The sequence below is a fragment of the uncultured Merdimonas sp. genome (assembly GCF_963929015.1).
Lineage (GTDB): Bacteria > Bacillota > Clostridia > Lachnospirales > Lachnospiraceae > Merdimonas.
Window position 1 is genome coordinate 410,966 of record NZ_CAWVHE010000003.1, and the last position, 18,351, is coordinate 429,316.

General features: G+C 48.2%; 17 protein-coding genes. 14 read left to right on the plus strand and 3 right to left on the minus strand.

Features of this window, described 5'->3' with window-relative positions:
* Positions 1-86: 86 nt before the first annotated feature.
* From ABGT54_RS02805 to ABGT54_RS02815, 3 genes are read left to right on the plus strand one after another with little or no spacing between them, the layout of a single operon-like run.
* Positions 87-2,351, plus strand: a complete 2,265-nt coding sequence (locus ABGT54_RS02805; protein ID WP_346662739.1) for a glycogen/starch/alpha-glucan phosphorylase — start codon at positions 87-89, stop codon at positions 2,349-2,351.
* A 15-nt stretch (positions 2,352-2,366) separates the two neighbouring features.
* Positions 2,367-3,845, plus strand: coding sequence for a 4-alpha-glucanotransferase (gene malQ, locus ABGT54_RS02810; RefSeq protein ID WP_346662740.1), 1,479 nt, complete (start codon positions 2,367-2,369; stop codon positions 3,843-3,845).
* A 31-nt stretch (positions 3,846-3,876) separates the two neighbouring features.
* Positions 3,877-5,502: an alpha-glucosidase gene (locus tag ABGT54_RS02815; RefSeq protein ID WP_346662741.1), complete on the plus strand. Its 1,626-nt coding sequence runs from the start codon at positions 3,877-3,879 to the stop codon at positions 5,500-5,502.
* Positions 5,503-5,556: 54 nt separating this feature from the next.
* Here ABGT54_RS02815 and ABGT54_RS02820 read toward each other — a convergent pair whose 3' ends face one another.
* Positions 5,557-7,617, minus strand: coding sequence for a TIM-barrel domain-containing protein (locus ABGT54_RS02820; protein WP_346662742.1), 2,061 nt, complete (start codon positions 7,615-7,617; stop codon positions 5,557-5,559).
* 182 nt (positions 7,618-7,799) lie between these two features.
* Here ABGT54_RS02820 and ABGT54_RS02825 point away from each other — a divergent pair, with 182 nt between their 5' ends.
* The 5 genes from ABGT54_RS02825 (at position 7,800) to cdd (ending at position 11,433) form a co-directional block, all read left to right on the plus strand.
* The gene (locus tag ABGT54_RS02825; RefSeq protein WP_346662743.1) at positions 7,800-8,690 is read left to right on the plus strand and encodes an AraC family transcriptional regulator; all 891 of its coding nucleotides are present in this window, start codon (positions 7,800-7,802) and stop codon (positions 8,688-8,690) included.
* Between the two features lie 25 nt (positions 8,691-8,715).
* On the plus strand, positions 8,716-9,564 hold the full coding sequence (locus ABGT54_RS02830) for a hypothetical protein (RefSeq protein ID WP_346662744.1): 849 nt from the start codon (positions 8,716-8,718) through the stop codon (positions 9,562-9,564).
* A 46-nt stretch (positions 9,565-9,610) separates the two neighbouring features.
* Positions 9,611-10,126 (plus strand): GNAT family N-acetyltransferase, encoded by a 516-nt coding sequence (locus tag ABGT54_RS02835; protein WP_346662745.1) that lies wholly within the window; start codon positions 9,611-9,613, stop codon positions 10,124-10,126.
* Between the two features lie 24 nt (positions 10,127-10,150).
* Entirely contained in the window at positions 10,151-10,930 is a 780-nt protein-coding gene (gene udp / locus ABGT54_RS02840) for a uridine phosphorylase (protein ID WP_346662746.1), read from the plus strand.
* 65 nt (positions 10,931-10,995) lie between these two features.
* Complete coding sequence (cdd, locus tag ABGT54_RS02845) at positions 10,996-11,433, plus strand: cytidine deaminase (protein ID WP_346662917.1); 438 nt, start codon at positions 10,996-10,998, stop codon at positions 11,431-11,433.
* 21 nt (positions 11,434-11,454) lie between these two features.
* Here the strand turns inward: cdd and ABGT54_RS02850 are convergent, their stop codons facing one another.
* Both ABGT54_RS02850 and ABGT54_RS02855 read right to left on the minus strand, forming a co-directional pair.
* The gene (locus ABGT54_RS02850; protein WP_346662747.1) at positions 11,455-13,005 is read right to left on the minus strand and encodes an L-glutamate gamma-semialdehyde dehydrogenase; all 1,551 of its coding nucleotides are present in this window, start codon (positions 13,003-13,005) and stop codon (positions 11,455-11,457) included.
* 107 nt (positions 13,006-13,112) lie between these two features.
* Entirely contained in the window at positions 13,113-14,000 is an 888-nt protein-coding gene (locus ABGT54_RS02855) for a LysR family transcriptional regulator (RefSeq protein ID WP_346662748.1), read from the minus strand.
* A 149-nt stretch (positions 14,001-14,149) separates the two neighbouring features.
* Here ABGT54_RS02855 and ABGT54_RS02860 point away from each other — a divergent pair, with 149 nt between their 5' ends.
* From ABGT54_RS02860 to ABGT54_RS02885, 6 genes are all read left to right on the plus strand, one after another.
* Positions 14,150-15,148, plus strand: coding sequence for an alpha/beta hydrolase (locus ABGT54_RS02860; RefSeq protein ID WP_346662749.1), 999 nt, complete (start codon positions 14,150-14,152; stop codon positions 15,146-15,148).
* Between the two features lie 307 nt (positions 15,149-15,455).
* Entirely contained in the window at positions 15,456-16,055 is a 600-nt protein-coding gene (locus ABGT54_RS02865; protein ID WP_346662750.1) for a DNA-3-methyladenine glycosylase I, read from the plus strand.
* Positions 16,056-16,060: 5 nt separating this feature from the next.
* Positions 16,061-16,567, plus strand: a complete 507-nt coding sequence (locus tag ABGT54_RS02870; RefSeq protein WP_346662751.1) for a GNAT family protein — start codon at positions 16,061-16,063, stop codon at positions 16,565-16,567.
* Between the two features lie 524 nt (positions 16,568-17,091).
* On the plus strand, positions 17,092-17,307 hold the full coding sequence (locus tag ABGT54_RS02875) for a hypothetical protein (RefSeq protein WP_346662752.1): 216 nt from the start codon (positions 17,092-17,094) through the stop codon (positions 17,305-17,307).
* Positions 17,308-17,309: 2 nt separating this feature from the next.
* Positions 17,310-17,816, plus strand: coding sequence for an adenylate kinase (locus ABGT54_RS02880; RefSeq protein WP_346662753.1), 507 nt, complete (start codon positions 17,310-17,312; stop codon positions 17,814-17,816).
* A gap of 2 nt (positions 17,817-17,818) precedes the next feature.
* Complete coding sequence (locus ABGT54_RS02885) at positions 17,819-18,346, plus strand: acyltransferase domain-containing protein (protein WP_346662754.1); 528 nt, start codon at positions 17,819-17,821, stop codon at positions 18,344-18,346.
* The last annotated feature ends 5 nt before the right edge of the window (positions 18,347-18,351 follow it).

Sequence of the window (18,351 nt, forward strand, 5' to 3'; positions counted from 1 at the left end):
AAAAACAGATTGACGAATATCCAGACATGGATTAAGATGAAACCAAACGAAACAATACGAAACTATCTTGAAAGGAGTAGAAAGAAATGGAACAGGCATTACAGCGTGTACTGCAGGAAAAATTTCAGAAAGATTTGAAAGAAGCAACCAAAGAGGAGATGTATACAGCGCTTCTTTTTGTTACCAAAGATAAGATGAAACATATGAAACAAAAGGAAGGAGACCGGAAGCTGTATTATATTTCCGCAGAGTTTCTGATCGGCAAACTGCTTTCCAACAATCTGATCAATCTGGGCCTTTTTGATGAAGCAAAAGAGGTGCTGGCAAAATACGGATTCGATCTGACCGAGGTGGAAGAAGTAGAAGCAGAGCCTTCCCTTGGAAACGGTGGACTTGGACGGCTGGCCGCCTGTTTCCTGGATTCGATCGCAACGCTGGGGCTTGCCGGAGACGGCGTGGGGATAAACTATCATGACGGCCTTTTCCTTCAGAAATTTGCAGATCATAAGCAGCGGGAGGAGAAAAATCCATGGATCACAGAAGAGAGCTGGCTTACCAGGACGGACCGCCATTTTGAGGTGCCTTTTCAAGACTTTACCCTGACTTCTACGATGTACGATATTGATGTGCCGGGATATGGAAAGGATACCTGCAACAAACTGCATCTCTTTGACCTGGATACCGTGGATGAAAGCATCATCCATGACGGGATCCAGTTCGACAAACGAGATATCCCTAAAAATCTGACGCTCTTCCTTTATCCAGATGACAGCGACGAGGCGGGACAGCTGCTCCGGATCTATCAGCAGTATTTTATGGTCAGCAACGCGGCCCAGCTGATCTTAAAGGAAGCAGAAGAAAGAGGGGTAAACCTCTACCATCTTCACGAGCATGTATGTATCCAGATCAATGATACCCATCCGACCATGGTGATCCCGGAACTGATCCGGCTTTTGACCACGCAGAAGGGATTTAACATGGATACAGCCATCGACGTGGTAAGAAAAACCTGCGCGTATACGAACCACACGATCCTTTCCGAGGCGCTGGAAAAATGGCCGGTCTCCTATCTTGAGAAAGTAGTGCCCCACCTTCTGCCCATTATCAGAGAACTGGACGCAAGAGTCAGAAGAGATTTTCATGATGAAAAAGTCTATATCATTGATGAAATGGACCGTGTACATATGGCCCATATCGATATCCACTACGGATATGCGGTAAATGGCGTGGCGGCGCTTCACACAGAGATCCTGAAGGAATCCGAACTGAAGCCTTTCTATGACATTTATCCGGAGAAATTTAATAATAAGACCAACGGCATTACCTTCCGCCGGTGGCTGGTTCACTGTAACCATGAGCTGGCAGATTATCTGAAAGAGCTGATCGGCAAAGATTTCGTGGAGAATGCGGACAGCCTGGAGAAGCTGCTGGCCTTCCGGGACGATGACGCAGTGCTTGAAAGATTAAGAGAGATCAAGAAGGACGCCAAGCTGGAGCTGAAAAAATATCTGAAAGAAACCCAGGATGTGGATATTGATGAAAATGCAATCTTTGATATTCAGATCAAGCGACTCCATGAGTATAAGAGACAGCAGATGAATGCGCTGTATGCAATTTATAAATATAAAGAGATCAAGAAAGGACATCTTCCCAAACGTCCGGTTACCATGATCTTTGGCGCCAAAGCTGCGCCGGCCTATACCATTGCAAAAGACATTATCCATCTGATCCTGTGTCTGCAGGAACTGATCAATCACGACCCGGAGGTCAGTCCCTATCTGCGGATTGTGATGGTGGAAAATTACAATGTGACCAAAGCGGAAAAGCTGATCCCGGCCTGCGACATTTCCGAGCAGATCTCCCTGGCTTCCAAGGAGGCTTCCGGCACCGGCAATATGAAATTCATGCTGAACGGGGCGGTAACGCTTGGAACCGAGGACGGCGCTAATGTGGAGATCCACGAGCTGGTGGGCGACGATAACATTTATATTTTTGGAGAAAAGTCTGAAACAGTCATCGACCTCTACGACAAGGCGGCTTATCATTCCAGAGCCATTTACGAAAGCGATCCGGAGATCGAAGAACTGGTAGATTTTATCATCAGCAAGCAGATGATCCTTATCGGAGATCCGGTGAATCTGGGCCGGCTTTATAAGGAGATCGTGAGCAAAGACTGGTTTATGACGCTGCTTGACCTGAAAGATTATATCCTTACCAAAGAAAGGATGCTGGAGGATTATGAGGACGAGAAGGCCTGGGCAAAGAAGATGCTGGTCAATATCGCCAAAGCAGGATATTTTTCGTCTGACCGCACCATTGCAGAATATAATCAGGATATCTGGCATCTGTAAGAAAGAGGAGAGCATATGAGACAGACAGGAATCTTAATGCCTGTTTTCTCCCTGCCGTCCAAAAGCGGGATCGGAGAACTGGGAGAGGCGGCATATCATTGGATCGATATCATGGAAAAAGCGGGGATGAAGATCTGGCAGATCCTTCCCCTGAACCCGGTGGGCTACGGGAATTCTCCCTATCAGCCCTATTCCTCCTATGCAGGAGATGAACTCTACATCAGCCTGGAGGAACTCTGGAAGGAAGGGCTTCTTGCCAGGGAACCGTCGCCGTTTCGGGAGTATGCCGGAAAGGTGGACTATGACGGAGTGCGGGAATGGAAACTGCCGCATCTTAAAGAGGCCTGGAAGACGTTCCGGGAAAAGAGCCTGGATGAGACTTCAAAATTCCGCTCTTTTGCAGAGCAGAAATGGGTGCAGGAATACGGTGTGTTCCGGGCTTTGAAACGGAAAAACGGCGGGGTCTGCTGGAATGAGTGGGAGGAAGCGGATAAGAACTGGATCAGCAATCCCCGGAAACTGACGGCAGAAGAAAGGGAAGAGGCAGATTTTCAGATCTTTCTTCAGTATCTCTTTTATTTTCAGTGGATGAAGGTCAAAGAGACAGCCAATGCAAAAGGGATCCGCATTATGGGCGATGTGCCATTTTATGTGGGAGTAGACTCGGTAGACGTATGGGGCGGAAAGGATCAGTTCCTTTTGGATACCGATGGACGCCCCATCTTCATCGCAGGCGTGCCTCCGGATTATTTCAGCGCTACCGGACAGCGGTGGGGCAATCCTATCTATGACTGGGATCATATGAAAGAGGATCACTACCGGTTCTGGCTGGAACGGATCGGTTACAGCGGAAAGCTGTTCGACATCGTCAGGATCGATCACTTCCGGGCATTTGATACCTACTGGAAGATCCCGTCTTCCTGTCCGACGGCCATGGAAGGGGAATGGATCGAAGCTCCGGGCTATGAGGTGCTGGATCTTCTGACCAGAGAACTGCCGGAAGTAGAACTGGTGGCGGAGGATCTGGGGGAACTGCGTCCGGAGGTGCTGACGCTGAAAGATCATTATCATCTGAAGGGCATGAAGATCCTGGTGTTTTCCATAGATTCGGGCGGAAAATATGCCAGAGACATCAATGCAGATAAAGAAAACATGATCCTTTACACAGGAACCCATGATAATGATACCCTGATGGAATGGTATCACCATTTGAACTGTGCCTCCAGGCGGAAGATCCGCCGGTTTCTGAAAAAAGAAGGATGCAGCAGCGGTTCAGTCAAAGACCGGCTTCTGGCTTATACCTTAAAGAGCAAAGCTTCTTATGTGATCCTTCCCGTCCAGGATATCCTGGGGCTGGGAGAAGAAGGCCATATGAATACGCCGGGAACCGTAGGCTCTCCCAACTGGGAGTGGAGGATGCCGTCCTTTGAGGAAATAGAAAGAGCCATGAAAGAGTTTGGAACCTTAGTCAGAAAATATAGACCGGCCATTTAAAAGGCCGTTCGCAGGAAAAGGAGAGAATTCCATGAAAAAGCAGTATGAGAAAAAATGGTGGCAGCAGGCGGTGGTCTACCAGATCTATCCCCGCAGTTTTCAGGATAGCAATGGTGACGGGATCGGAGATATTCCCGGGATCATCGAAAGACTTCCCTACCTGGAGAAACTTGGCATTGATGCCATCTGGCTTTCACCGGTCTGCAAGTCGCCCCAAGATGACAATGGATATGATATTTCAGACTATCAGGATATTGACCCCATGTTCGGCACGCTGGCAGATATGGAGGAACTGATCCGGAAGGCGAAAGACCACGGGATCCGTATCATCATGGATCTGGTGCTGAACCATACTTCTGATGAACATCCCTGGTTTCTGGAAGCGAAAAAGAGTAAAGACAACCCGTATCATGACTATTATGTCTGGGAAGACGGCGTGGAAGGAGAACTGCCCAATGAGATGAAAGCGGGATTTGGCGGCCCGGCCTGGGAATGGGTGCCGGAGCTTGGCCAGTATTATTTCCATCAGTTTTCGGTAAAGCAGCCGGATCTGAACTGGGAGAATCCCAAAGTGCGCCGGGAGATCTATGATATGATCCTCTGGTGGATGGAAAAAGGTGTGGGAGGCTTCCGACTGGATGTGATCGATCAGATCGCCAAGGAGCCGGATCTGGAAATCACGGCGAATGGTCCGATGCTTCACGCATTTATTAGGGAAATGAGCCGGGAGACCTTCCAGAAAGGCGACCTCATTACCGTAGGAGAGGCCTGGGGCGCAGACGTGGAACGGGCAAAGCTTTACAGCCATCCAAACGGCAGCGAATTTTCCATGGTATTTCAATTTGAACATATCGGCCTGGATCAGCAGGAAGGAAAAGAAAAATGGGATCTGGCGCCGCTGCCTCTGGTGAAACTAAAAAAAGTGCTTGCCAAATGGCAGACCGAGCTCCATGGAAAAGGCTGGAACAGTCTGTTCTGGAATAATCATGATCTTCCAAGGATCGTCTCCCGCTGGGGAAATGACGGGAAATACCGGACGGAATCTGCCAAGATGCTGGCAGCCCTGCTTCATGGCATGCAGGGAACGCCTTATATCTACCAGGGGGAAGAACTGGGCATGACCAATGTGCAGTTTGAAGATATCAGCCATTACCGGGATATCGAGACCCTGAACATGTACAAAGAACGTCTGGAAAAAGGCTATGAAAAAGAGGACATCATGGCATCCATCTATGCCAGAAGCCGGGATAATGCCCGTACGCCCATGCAGTGGGATGATACCCCGAACGCAGGCTTTACGTCCGGCACACCCTGGATCGAAGTGAATCCGAATTATACCAGGATCAACGCCAGAAAGGAACTGGAAGATCCGGAATCTGTTTTTTCTTTTTACCAGAAGCTGATCCGGCTTCGGAAGGAGCATCCGGTGTTTGTAGAAGGAGAGTTTCACCTTCTCCTGCCGGAGGATCCGCAGATCTTTGCCTATACCAGACGCCTGGGAGATACAGAGATGCTGGTCTGTGCAAACTTTTCCGACCAGCCGGCCGCCTGTCCTCTCTGGAAGGAGTGGAAGGATGGAAGGGTACTGATCCACAATTATCCGGGAGAGTATGAGGAAGAGTTGAAGCCTTATGAGGCTGTGATGGTATTAATGTAATAAAAAAGATTGCCGCCTGACGGATCAGGCAGCAATCTTTTTTTGCATATCCTCTTAATTCCAAAGTGTAAGGTTCCGCTCCAAAGCTCCGGTATAGGTGATCCGGCCATCGGATGAAAGCTGAATGTCTGACAGATTTGCCGGATTCTCATAGTCTTTGCTGACGCCGTCATCGCTGTAGAGGGTATAGGAAGCTTCTGTACCCGGCCAGACGATGACCTGAAGTCTGGTATCATCCACAGCAGCAGTATTTTTTGCAGGCGCGGCCAGCGGAAGAAGATGTCCTTTTCGCAGGAAAAAGATCAGTTCGTTTTCCGCTACAGGCACATAGTGGTGTCCTGCAGTCATCAGTTTCAGACGGATATCCTCCGGACCTGTTGTGGTGATAAGGAGCATGTCTTCCGGCAGGTATACATAGCGGCCTTCTGCGTTTGGCTGATAAACAGGGGCCAGCATCAGGCTTTCGCCAAGAAGCAGCTGATCTTCCACCTGAACAGCCTGTGTATCCTGCGGGTAGTCAAAGGCAAGAGGACGGAAGAGCATCTCGTCATGCAAAGCGGCCTTCATGTACTCGCTGTACAGGTAAGGAAGCAGGCAATACCGAAGTTCCAGGATCTTCTTTGCGCTTTCCATATTGGAGAAGCGGTACAGTTCCTGTTCCCGGGTTCCCATGGCGGAGTGATTCCGCATCAGAGGCGTAAAGATCCCGAACTGCAGCCAGCGAAGGACCAGGTCTTCCGTAGTGTCACCGCCAAAGCCGCCCAGATCTGCGCCGGTATAGAGGAATCCGCACATGTTTAAGGAAGGCATCATTTTTATATTCATCAGAAGGTGGGACCACCAGGCCATATTGTCGCCCTGCCATATGCCGCCGTAGCGGTGCATGCCGATATAGGAGGCTCGGGAGAACATCAGGATCCGTTTGTCCGGCTCCAGTTCTTCAAATGCTTCGCCTGCGGCCCTGGTCATGTTATAGCCGTAGAGATTGTGGACTTTGTCGTGGCGGACTCTATCCATACCATTTCCCGGTTCATGATAAAAGCTCCGGTAATCTTCCGGATGGTTGGCCAGCGTGTTGACAAGGCCCAGAAAACGGTCATTTTTCTCCAGGTCAAGATTCTGGCCCTTCAGTTCAGCCACTTCATCAAAGACCTTGTTCAATCTCTTTTCAGAGTAAAAAATAGCCGGTTCATTCATGTCGTTCCAGAAGCCTTCGATCCCCTGATCCAGGAGAAATTTGTAATGCAGTCCGAACCACCGTCTGGCTTCGGGGTTCAACATATCCGGGAAATGCGCTTTTCCCGGCCATACGGCTCCTACAAAAGGCGTTCCGTCTTCTTCTTTGCAGAAATATCCTTTTTCCACGCCTTCCTCATAGACGGGATATCCCTCCTCCATCTTTACTCCGGCATCGATGATAGGAACCAGATGGACGCCCTGTTCTTTCAGATCATTTACCAGTCCCGGAAAATCAGGGAATCTTTCCCTGGAAACGGTAAAGTCTTTGTAGCGTTCCATATAGTCGATGTCCATGTAAATGGCGTCCAGAGGGAACCCGTTCTCTGCGTAGGTTTCGGCCACTTCCCGGAAGTCCGCTTCGTCTTTATAGCCCCAGCGGCTCTGCCCATAGCCGAACGCCCACTTCGGCGGGATATAGCTGCGTCCGATCATCTGGCGGAAGGTATGGACAATGGAAGCGGGCAGATGATCCTCTGTCTCGATCAGGTAAATGTCCAGGTTCCAGTCCTCGGGGGTAATACGCAGGGTGTCGCTTCTGGTATAACCGATATCAAAAGTCAGCGTTCCCGGATAATCGATGAAAATGCCAAAGGGTGAGGCGCCTCCGATGATGAGAAAATTGTGGGCTCCGTAGAGGGAGCGGGTGGTCTCTGTGTGATGCGGGTTATCGGTACAGTTGCTGGTGTAGATCCAGCCCCTTTTATTGATCCCCCGCACCTGTTCTCCCAGTCCGTAGACAGGAGCGCCCTTTTCCAGAGTAAGAACAAGGCTTTCCTCTGTGTTTGTAAAATAGGGGAGCGTTCCTTCCTGGGCAGGATATGTTTTTACCACTGCGTCTGTAGGGAAGGGGCGCCCGAACGTAAATTTGCGTACCATAAGATTTCTCCTTTTCTAATGATTTGTAATGTGATACGATGATGCTGTAATACCAATCTAAGGACAGACTGGAAATTTACAGCTTTGATTCTAACGATATTTTACTTTGGAAGGAAAAGAAAGTCTTGTATATTTCCAACTTATTTTGACACAATCCTGCGGTTGCGGAGGAAAAGTGAACAATGAAGGAAAAGAAAATGTACCGGGAAGAGAACCGGCATGGAAGCCCTCTTTTTCCCATTGAATATTATAATTGTGTGTACCCGGCAAGGCTTCCCGGCCTTCCGGTCCACTGGCATGAAGAGTTTGAGATCACCTGTGTCCGGAGAGGGCAGGGGACGTATCTGATCGATCTGGAGCCTTGTCCGGTAAAGGAAGGAGATGTGCTCTTCCTTACGTCCGGCATCTTACATGGAATCCCGGCGGGAAGCACAGATTTCCTGGAGACGGACAGTTTCGTGTTTCATCCTTCCCTGCTGGGTGGTCCACTGGATCTGTGCAGTGTGAAATATCTGGCCCCTCTGGAACAGGGGGAAGTCCGGTTTCCGGCGGTGATCTCCGGTGAGAGAGAACCGCGTCTGGCCGCAGAGCTTGCCGGAATGTTTGCACGTCTGAAAAAGGAGTTTGATTCAGAAGAAGAAGGACATGAACTGGCGGTTAAGGGAGAACTTCTGAAAGCGCTGGCGGTCTTATACCGGGAAGTGCCGTTTGAACGAAAAGAGAAGCAAAATCAGGAAGTGCTGGAGAAATTAAAGACGGTAACCGGATATATCAAGGAAAATTACCAGCGCCCCGTCAGTGTGGCGGAACTTGCGGATCTCTGTCATTTCAGCGAGTATTATTTTATGCGTTTCTTTAAACAGTACATGAATATGACCTGTGTAGAGTATATCAATCAGTGCCGGATGGAGGAGGCGGCAGCCAGACTGGCATCCGGAAGAGAGAGCGTAACAGAAGTGGCGCTGGATACAGGATTTGGCAATCTTTCGTATTTCAACCGGGTATTTAAAAAGCGGTTCGGCATGACGCCGGGAGCCTACCGGAAAGATGGCAGATATGCGGGAAAGAAATAAAAGAACAGGTGGATGATATTGGAGCATGAAGAAAAGTGTAAAAGTTGCGATCATAATTGCCATGATACTGGTAAGCCTGGCAATTGCGTTTGTTTATGTTTTGAAAATCATGGAAAAAAAGAATGGACAGTTGTCGCGGGATCCGATGAGGGCAGTCTATCTGGAAAAGGATGACGGGGAGGGTATTTTTGTGAATCTGGAAGCGGAATATCCTTTTTACGGGACGGTGCCAGAGGATGCAGTTTATGATGAATCAGGGAAGAAGATGGCCGCAGATAACCTGGATAACGGGGATGTGGTGGATATCTACGGAAACGGAATGATCGCGGAATCATATCCCGCACAGTATCATGGAATCACAGAGATCAGGCGGACAGAGCAGGCAAATCAGGAATACATCAGACAGTATGGACATTATCTTGATGAATTTTTTATAGAAAAAGATCCGTCTGAACGCCCGTACCTGAATGTGTGCTATACGGATGAACTGGCGGCAGCCTCGGTCATGATTCCGGAACCGCTAAGCTATACTTGGACGTATGAAGAGAATGGAGAAAGCAACACGGTTACTACGGATGCGCCGCATATTCTGCAGACAAGTCCCGTGGAAGTCAGGAAGCTCTCTGCGCCCATGCAGATGGAGCTGCAGTTTGATGAGATGCCGGAGCGTATACAGATCTTTTCATGGGAGGATGCGCTTCTGGGACAGGAACAGAATGAAGCAGAGCAGATGCCGGAAGGAGAGGCAGTTGCTGTGCAAACGAATGATAAGGGCAACCCGGAATTCGTTGCACAGCCAGGCCGGGTATATCTGGCGTGCGGCGAATGGGAGAATGGAACGGTAAGTTATGCGTTTTGGACACCGGATAAATAATAAATCCAGGATGTGAAATGCAGGTTCTGATGAAAGAGTGAGACTTATGGACAGACAGAAAATACAGGCATGGCTGAAGGAAAGAAAGATGCATCTGATCACGAAAGATGACGACGCTGCGATCGCTGCGATTATCCGTGCGAATTTGGAACGGTACCATCTGGATATCCCCGGGACGGCGTATTTCGACCCGGAACTGGATCATCTGAGCAGGTATTATGACAGCGGTCTGGAGGAAAAGGTATACTTCATCCTGACAGAAGAGAGCGGCCGGGTGATCGGCGGGGCTGGGATGGAGAAGTTTTCAGGGTTTGATCGGTGTGCGGAAGTGCAGAAGCTTTATGTGGCAGAGGGCTGGAAAGGCCGGGGATATGGGAAACTTTTATTGAAAACGGTAGAGGAATATGCCAGGGGCGCAGGTTTCCAGAGGTTGTACCTTGAGACACATTCCAACCTGGAAGTGGCCATGCAGATGTATGAAAAGTATGGATTTCATCTGATCGGGCGGCCGGAGAGCGTGGTGCATAGCACTATGGACCGGTTTTATATGAAAGAATTATAATGGATGAAAAGGAGTGGAAGGCATATGATCAATTATTCAGAAGATCAGGAAAAAGTGTATCATCTGCAGGTGGGAAAGGGAGATGTGGGGCGCTATGTAATCCTGCCCGGCGACCCGAAGCGGTGTGCAAAGATCGCAAAGTATCTGGATGATGCCAGATTGATGGCGGACAGCCGGGAATTCGTTACATATACGGGGACATTGGACGGTGAAAAAGTCAGTGTTACCTCCACCGGAATCGGCGGACCTTCCGCGTCCATTGCCATGGAGGAACTGGTGATGGCCGGGGCAGACACCTTTGTGCGGATCGGCACCTGTGGCGGAATGCAGCTGGATGTTATGGGCGGCGACCTGGTGATCGCGACCGGAGCCATTCGGATGGAAGGAACCAGCCGGGAGTATGCGCCGGTGGAGTTTCCGGCAGTGGCGGATATTCAGGTGACGAATGCGCTCGTGCGTGCGGCAAAGGAAACGGGATATACTTATCACACCGGAGTGGTGCAGTGTAAGGACTCTTTCTACGGACAGCATTCTCCAGAGACAAAACCGGTGAGTTATGAGCTTCTGAATAAATGGGAGGCGTGGAAAAGACTGGGATGCCTGGCTTCAGAAATGGAATCGGCCGCGCTGTTTGTTGTGGCAAGCAGTCTGCATGTCCGCGCCGGCTCCTGTTTCCTTGTGATGGCCAATCAGGAACGGGCGGCAAAGGGGCTTGACAATCCGGTTGTTCACGATACAGATGCGGCAGTGCGGACGGCGGTAGAGGCCGTAAGGAATCTGATCCGGGAGGACCGGAAAAATTAAAGTTTTGGAAAATAACAGAACGGAGAGGATACGATATGACAGGAAGTGATTCTGTGAATACTTGGATTGGCAAAGAAAGGATTCAGGAACTGATCCGGGAGGCAAAAGAGCAGATGACCCGCGCCTATGCGCCATATTCTCATTTTAAGGTGGGGGCTGCGCTACTGACAAAAACGGGAAAAATTTACACCGGATGTAATATCGAGAATGCGGCATATACGCCGACAAACTGTGCGGAACGGACGGCATTTTTTAAAGCAGTTAGCGAGGGGGAACGAGAATTTGCAGCAATCTGCATTGCAGGAGGTATGGACGGAAAGATTACGGATTATGTGGCTCCCTGCGGAGTATGCAGACAGGTGATGACAGAGTTCTGCTCACCAGAAGAATTTCAGATCATTCTGGCGAAAAGCGAAGAGGACTATCAGATCTATACGTTGAAGGACTTGTTGCCGAAAGGATTCGGATCAGAAAATCTAACAAAGGGGACGGGGGATTTCTAGAAATCCCCCGTCCCCTATTGATTATGAATTTAAGTCTTCTGTTACAGATTTGAGATTCAGGAAGTTGGTCAGGTAATCGCTGGTTCCTGTCTTGGCGTCTGTTCCGGACATGTTGAATCCGCCGAAGGGGTGCTGCAGGACAACGGCTGCAGTGGATTTGCGGTTGAAGTAGAGGTTTCCTACCTGGAATTCTACTTTTGCCTTCTGGATGTGCTCTCTGGTCTCGCTGTAGACAGAGCCGGTCAGGCCGTATTCTGTCTGGTTGGCGATAGCCAGGGCTTCGTCAAAGGAATCTACTTTTACAACAGCAAGCACAGGTCCGAAGATTTCCTCATTGGCGATCCGTGCGTCTTTGTCCACATCACGGATTACGGTCGGGTCAATGTAGAAGCCTTCGGCGTCGCTGTAGGTTCCGCCGTAGACGATCTTGCCTTCTTTGCGGCCTACTTCTATGTAGCCGGTGATGCTGTCATATGCTGCCTGGTTGATGACAGGACCCATAGGAGCGTTGCTTGCGCCGCTTCCCTGATGTTCTTTTAAGTCTTTGGCGCATTTTACGACTTCTTCTACAAATTCATCATAGACATCGCTCATTACTAATGCGCGGGAGCATGCGGAGCATTTCTGTCCCTGGAAGGTAAATGCAGAGCTTGCCACACCTGCGGCTGCTTTTTTGATGTTTGCAGTGGAGTCAACGATGATAGCGTTCTTTCCGCCCATCTCTGCAACCACGCGCTTCAGCCAGATCTGGCCGTCAGCTACTTTGGCTGCTTTTTCGTTAATCCTGCATCCTACGGCTTTGGAACCGGTGAAGTTGATAAAACGGGTGCGAGGATGCTCTACAATATAATCGCCGATCTCTGAGCCGGAGCCGGGGATGTAGTTGATGGTTCCTGCCGGGAATCCTGCTTTCAGGCAGAGTTCAACGAATTTGTATGCTACGATCGGTGTATCAGAAGACGGTTTGCAGATCACGCTGTTGCCGGTAACCAGAGCGGCAGTGACCATGCCTCCGCAGATAGACAGCGGGAAGTTCCACGGCGGGATGATAGCGCCTACACCGATGGGGATGTAGATACATTTGGTCAGTTCATCGGTAGGAACCAGTTCCAGTCCTTTGTCCAGGTTGGCCATATGCATAGCGTAGGAGTTAAAGAAGTCCAGCGCTTCGCAGAGTTCTCCGTCTGCTTCGCCCCAGTTCTTGCCGCTTTCTTCCACATTCCATGCGTCCAGGATGAAACGGTTTTCTTCGATCAGTCTGGTCAGGCGGCGCAGGCACCGGATCCGTTCTTCAGCCGGTGTGCGGCTCCAGGTTTTAAAAGCTTCATCTGCAGTCTGGATCGCTTTATCTGCAAGCTCGCGGCTGCAGGAGCATGCATATCCAAGGACTTCTTTTGTAGCGGGAGAAATAGAAGTGATTTTTTTCTCGGTCTCAATCTTTTCACCGCCGATGATCAGAGGATAAGTTTTTCCTTTTTCTGCATTTACCTGCTGGAAAGCTTCTTCCAGTTTCCGCCGGTTTTCTTCTACAGAAAAATCAAGTTCCACTGCATTTTTAAATCCTTTTATCATTGCATTGTACCTCCTAAATAAAATCTCAAAACGAATCCTAGCAGGGGGGATCCTGATAGACGTCTGAACCAAGTATAGCAAAAAAGTTGCTTTAACACAATAAAAATTTAAAATCTTAAAGTTGTGCCGGAATCTTTGATCTGTGACAGGAACTTTTCCGCGATCGGAGAGAAGACCTGATATTTCTTCCATATAAGATACATTTTGTTCTCAAGTGGCGGATCAAACGGAAGAAAAACGAGATCACTCTCAGAACTGGTATTGATCAGGTGGTCAAGGGTAAGCAGAACCCCCAGTCCTTCCCTGGCAAAAATGGATCCATTGTAAGATAATTGGAAAAATCCTTCTGGTTTCAGGTCTTTTATTTTGGAACCGGCCCATCTGGGGATATCCGCATTCCACGATTGTTCAGAAACAAACAGGGGTAAGCCGATCAGATCGTCTACGCAGACTGTTTCTTTGGATGTAAGCGGATGGCCCTTTGGTACGATTGCTCCCCATTTGTCCGTTTCCGGGAATTCCAGTACATTGTATTTCTTGTAGTCCGGAGTTTCTACAATGACTGCAAAATCAAGGAGACCTTTATCGAGACGTTCTATGACCTGCTCTGTCCCGCCGCTTGTGATATGGTAATGCAGGTTCGGATATTTCCTTTTGAACCGTTTTATTTCCTGCGCGAGAAAACGGATCTGATAACTTTCCGCAAGCCCAAAATACAGATTGCCGCCAGTTACATCATCCATGGAGGAAAATTCATTTGTGATTTTGTCCGCCATATCCAGTAAATCTTCTGCCCGCTTGCGTAGAAGCCGGCCTTCTTCGGTAAGTTCCATATGAAAGGCATGCCGGAGAAACAGTGTTTTCCCCAGTTCTTCCTCAAGCGCTTTTAATTGCTTTGACAGGGTCGGCTGCGTCACATGAAGAATCTGTGCAGCTTTTGTCATATTTTCTTCTCTCGCCACTGCCAGAAAATATCGTAATGCTCTTAAATCCATTTCCATCTCTCCGTTCAAAAGATATTCTAAAAAGGAATAATATGATATAAATTATAACTATTAGCAACTAGAAGTGTCAAATGTTATCATGAAATTATCAATTGGACATTTTGAACGGAAACAGAACAACGAAAGAGAGGAATGGTAAGATGTTGAAAGCAGAAGAACTTAAGCTGGTGACAGAATGGGATAAAACCTTTGCCAAAAGTGAAAAAGTAGAGCACAGGAAAGTGACTTTTGTGAATCGTTATGGAATTACCCTTGCGGCAGATTTGTATGTGCCTAAAAATGCGGCGGGCAAACTTCCTGCTATTGCTGTGTGCGGGCCGTTCGGCGCAGTGAAAGAACAGTGTTCCGGACTGTACGCACAGACCATGGCAGAACGCGGTTTTCTGACGATTGCCTTCGACCCGTCCTTTACCGGTGAAAGCGGCGGTACACCAAGATATATGGCGTCTCCCGACATTAACACCGAAGATTTTCAGGCAGCCGTTGATTTCCTTTCTATACAGGACAATGTGGATGCAGATAGAATCGGCATCATTGGTATCTGTGGCTGGGGCGGATTTGCGCTCAACACCGCCGCTCTTGATACCCGGATCAAAGCTACGGTTGTTTCCACTATGTATGATATGACGCGGGTGGCGGCAAACGGCTATTTTGACGCAGACGACTCGGAGGAAGCAAGATATGAGACAAAAAAAGCACTCAACGCCGCCAGAACCGAGGCGTACAGAACGGGCGAATACCTAAGAGCCGGAGGATGTCTGCCTCTTCCTGTTCCGGAGGATGCCCCCTTCTTTGTCAAAGATTACAGCGAATATTATAAAGGAAGAGCCTATCACGCGCGGTCGCTGAACTCCAACGACGGCTGGAATACGATCGGACAAATGTCCTTTATGAACCAGCCTATCCTAAAATACAGTAACGAGATCCGCAGCGCCGTTCTTGTGATGCACGGCGAAAAGGCGCACAGTTTTTACTTTGGAAAAGATGCTTTTGATGCAATGGTCCGGGACAGCAAGTATACCGGCAACAAGGAGTTTCTTGCCATCCCTGACGCCGTACACACAGACCTTTATGACAATCTCGATGTGATCCCCTTTGATAAGATGCAGAAGTTCTTTGAGGAAAACATGTTGTTGTAGTTGAACTGGATGGGATTTTGAAGAAAATGGTCAGTCACCTGAATAGGCGACTGGCCATTTTTTTATTTCATGGGAAATTGCTTTCCCATGAAATAAAAACGCTCCGCAAGGATCGCACTGCGGCGGAATGGAAAATGTCGCTTATGCGACCCTCCGCAGGCGGAGAATCCTGCAAAGCAGGATTCTTTCTTATGCTAGAAATAGGAGTATCTGTTTTTCTAAGTTTTTGCTATAATAGGGGAAAGGCTTTTAGAGCCGGAAAAAGTTGGAATCCTTATCAAAGAGTAGAAGTCAGGAGGGGAGAAAGATGGACAGATGTCCCTGGTGTACCTGCAATGAAAAAATGATCCGTTACCATGATGAAGAATGGGGCGTTCCGGTGTATGACGACCAGAAACAGTTTGAGTTTCTTATGATGGAGGTCATGCAGTGCGGACTAAACTGGAACATGATGATCCAGAAAAGAGAAATTTTCCGGGAGTGTTTTGACCGGTTTGATTACAATAAAGTAGCCGAATACCAGGAAACAGAGATAGAAAGGATCCTGAACACAGAAGGAATGATCCGTTCCAGAAGAAAAATTGAAGCCGTGATCCACAATGCCAGGTGCTTTCAGAAGATCCGGGAAGAATTTGGATCTTTCAGCGACTATATCTGGGGATTTACCGGAGGAAAAACCTATCTCTATACCGGACATCAGAAAGGAGAGATCCCTGCAAGAAACGGGTTGTCAGACCGGATCAGCAAGGATCTGAAAAAAAGAGGCCTGAAATACATGGGATCGATCACTGTATATTCCCATCTACAGGCCTGCGGCATCATCAACGATCATCTGGAAACCTGCGGGCGGTACCGGGAACTTCTGGCTGTTACCGATGCGGTAAAGAAGCGAAGAGACAAGGAGTGAGGAATATGAAAGTAGAATTAAGAAAATGGACGATGGACGACTGTGCAAGAATGGCTGAGATCTGCACTTTGCTGGATCGGTCTTATCTGTCGGATCAGCTTCCTGATCCCTATACAGAAGACAGCGCGGCCTGGTGGATCAATATGGCGCTGGAAAAAGAAGGAAAGGAAGGAGTCTTCCGTGCGATCCTGGCAGATGGAATGGTGGTAGGAAACATTTCCGTAGAACGGAAACAGGATGTATACCGGCAGGATGCGGAGATAGGATATTTCCTGCTGACAGAACGCTGGTCAAAAGGAATCATGACAGAGGCTGTGCGAAAGATCTGTCAGGAAGCATTTGAACAGCTGGATATTATCCGTATCACAGGACTGGTGTATGCTCCTAATATTGCTTCCCGGAGAGTATTGGAAAAGAACGGATTTGAACTGGAAGGGGTGCTGAAAAACGGAGTTCTGAAGAATGGAGCCGTTTATGATCTGTGCATTTACGGGAAACAGAAGGATCGGTGAACTTTGCCATAAAAAGAAGGCTTGTAAAGACAAGCCCTCTTGTGTATAATCAAGGTAAGGAAAGTGTCAGATACAAAATCTGATACCCTCTGAATTTGTAAAACTATTAAGAATAGCATCCAAACTTTTCGAGGGGTTGGGATGCTATTTCTTATTATGTCGGTTCTCTAAGTAAGTCAGTGCCGCAAAGATTACGAGAAATAAGGTTAAAATTTCCATCGTATTCATGGGCATCACCCTCTCCTTCATTGAACTCAAGGGCATTTTGAAAAATCGCATCCGTGTTTCCTGCCTGATTATAACAGAGAGTTTATCACAGAAAAAAACATGAACAAGTAAGATGGAAAAAGTAAGAATTGTAAGATAATTAGATTGCCTGACCCTGATAAAAACAGTATACTGAATTTATGAGCAAGGAGGAGACCCACTATGACAGAGGCGACTCTATTTATGGATCATTTTTATATTCTGGATGACGGGCGGGTGCGGCAGTTCCTGATCGCCGGAGAACGAGGAGGATTATAATGGGTATGGACGAGAAGGCAAGACTGGATGCGTTTGAAAAAATGTTGCATGCGATCCGGGAAAATTATCAGAATACGGATCAGAAAATGAAACGTCTGAAAGAAGAGGGAAAAGAAAAAACTGCGACTTACCGTCAGCTTATAGGAAATAAAATGCAATATCAGAATATGCTCTCTTTGTATCAGATATACGGATTGACAGACGAGGGAGAATGATCATGAAGAAAGTGATGGTGATCGGATGTCCCGGAGCGGGAAAGAGCACTTTTGCCAGAAAGCTTCAGGAACTGACAGGGCTTCCGCTGTATTATCTGGATATGATCTGGCATAAACCGGATCGCACTAACATTTCCAGAGAAGAATTTGACCGGTGTATCCGTGAGATTGTCAGCCAGGATGCCTGGATTATCGATGGTAATTACAACCGGACGCTGGAACTGCGGATGCGGGAATGTGACACCGTGTTTTTTTTGGATTATCCGCTGGAGGTCTGCCTGGAAGGGGCAGCTTCCCGCGTCGGAAAGGAACGGGTGGACATTCCCTGGAAGGAAGAAGAATTTGACAAAGAGTTCCGGCAGTGGATTCTGGATTTTCCGAAAGATCAGCTGCCGGAAATCTATGCGCTGCTGGAGAAATACAGGGGCTGCCGGGACATCCACATTTTTCGGAGCCGGGACGAGGCAGAAGAGTATCTGGAGAGAAAAAGAAAAAGGAAAATGGGATAAAAATGGATGTTTTACAGTTATGTAAGAGGATTGATATACAGCCTGAAGTAAAACTTCGGATAGAAAAAATACTTTCAGAGACGGATCTTGCTTTCATGGAGGATATCAGACAGGATTTTTTTGAGTATGAAAAAATGAAAAGCGTACACACCAGGCTGGAGCAGAAGCTTTCGGATGACAAAGACCATATGAAAATGCTGGCCTGCATGCTGAAGGCTGCAGCGGATTCTTATGAGATTTACCGCAGGAAGGGGATAGAGCCTTCTGTTTACACTGCTACGATGAAATGTTTTACCAGGTTTCTTAAGGAGACTTATGAGAGGACAGGAAGGTATGAATTCGACAGATATTGGTGGACGGCCCGGCAGGCCGGATGTCATGAGTTCCGGATCGGAGCTCTGGAGTATGAACGAAAGCTCTTTGATGACGGCCATGGAATAGCGGTTCATATCCCGTCAGATGCGGATTTTTCTCCGGAATCTGTGGAAAAATCATTAAAAGAAGCGAAAGTTTTTTTTCGGGAAATATGAGCCGG

What these genes read in the sequence shown, in the direction of transcription:
- ABGT54_RS02820 (WP_346662742.1), bottom strand. Translation starts at nt 7,617, where the DNA reads ATGGTACGCAAATTTACGTTCGGGCGCCCCTTCCCTACAGACGCAGTG.
- ABGT54_RS02880 (WP_346662753.1), top strand. Translation starts at nt 17,310, where the DNA reads ATGAAGAAAGTGATGGTGATCGGATGTCCCGGAGCGGGAAAGAGCACT.
- ABGT54_RS02885 (WP_346662754.1), top strand. Translation starts at nt 17,819, where the DNA reads ATGGATGTTTTACAGTTATGTAAGAGGATTGATATACAGCCTGAAGTA.
- ABGT54_RS02865 (WP_346662750.1), top strand. Translation starts at nt 15,456, where the DNA reads ATGGACAGATGTCCCTGGTGTACCTGCAATGAAAAAATGATCCGTTAC.
- ABGT54_RS02805 (WP_346662739.1), top strand. Translation starts at nt 87, where the DNA reads ATGGAACAGGCATTACAGCGTGTACTGCAGGAAAAATTTCAGAAAGAT.
- malQ (WP_346662740.1), top strand. Translation starts at nt 2,367, where the DNA reads ATGAGACAGACAGGAATCTTAATGCCTGTTTTCTCCCTGCCGTCCAAA.
- ABGT54_RS02850 (WP_346662747.1), bottom strand. Translation starts at nt 13,005, where the DNA reads ATGATAAAAGGATTTAAAAATGCAGTGGAACTTGATTTTTCTGTAGAA.
- ABGT54_RS02830 (WP_346662744.1), top strand. Translation starts at nt 8,716, where the DNA reads ATGAAGAAAAGTGTAAAAGTTGCGATCATAATTGCCATGATACTGGTA.
- ABGT54_RS02875 (WP_346662752.1), top strand. Translation starts at nt 17,092, where the DNA reads ATGGGTATGGACGAGAAGGCAAGACTGGATGCGTTTGAAAAAATGTTG.
- ABGT54_RS02815 (WP_346662741.1), top strand. Translation starts at nt 3,877, where the DNA reads ATGAAAAAGCAGTATGAGAAAAAATGGTGGCAGCAGGCGGTGGTCTAC.
- udp (WP_346662746.1), top strand. Translation starts at nt 10,151, where the DNA reads ATGATCAATTATTCAGAAGATCAGGAAAAAGTGTATCATCTGCAGGTG.
- ABGT54_RS02860 (WP_346662749.1), top strand. Translation starts at nt 14,150, where the DNA reads ATGTTGAAAGCAGAAGAACTTAAGCTGGTGACAGAATGGGATAAAACC.
- ABGT54_RS02825 (WP_346662743.1), top strand. Translation starts at nt 7,800, where the DNA reads ATGAAGGAAAAGAAAATGTACCGGGAAGAGAACCGGCATGGAAGCCCT.
- ABGT54_RS02835 (WP_346662745.1), top strand. Translation starts at nt 9,611, where the DNA reads ATGGACAGACAGAAAATACAGGCATGGCTGAAGGAAAGAAAGATGCAT.
- ABGT54_RS02855 (WP_346662748.1), bottom strand. Translation starts at nt 14,000, where the DNA reads ATGGATTTAAGAGCATTACGATATTTTCTGGCAGTGGCGAGAGAAGAA.
- ABGT54_RS02870 (WP_346662751.1), top strand. Translation starts at nt 16,061, where the DNA reads ATGAAAGTAGAATTAAGAAAATGGACGATGGACGACTGTGCAAGAATG.